A 271-nucleotide genomic window follows, 5' to 3' on the forward strand; every position below is an offset into this window, starting at 1 on the left:
GGTCTCGAGCCGCTGCAGCGCCGAGAGCAGCTGGTCCGGCGGCATGTAGCCCGGCATCTGGGTGCCGTCCTCGGCGACGATCATCGGCGTGCCGGTCAGGCCGGCGCGCTGGCCCAGTGCGTAATGCGCGGCCACCGGGCTGTCGCAGGTCTTGGGCGGCACCCGGCGGCCGGACTTGGCGTCGGTCAGCGCCTGCTTGCGGTCGTCGGCGCACCAGGCGGATTCCATCAGGCGGAAATCGTCGCTGCCCGGGCCCATCCGCGGATAGGCC

At 73.1% G+C, this 271-nt stretch carries 1 protein-coding gene; it reads right to left on the bottom strand.

Going from position 1 to position 271, the window contains the following annotated elements; genetic code table 11:
* On the bottom strand, positions 1 to 271 hold a 271-nt coding region (locus SB719_RS20230), incomplete at both ends, for a thioredoxin fold domain-containing protein (RefSeq protein WP_412159752.1).

The sequence above is a fragment of the Pantoea sp. SIMBA_079 genome, assembly GCF_046940275.1.
GTDB lineage: Bacteria > Pseudomonadota > Gammaproteobacteria > Enterobacterales > Enterobacteriaceae > Pantoea > Pantoea borealis.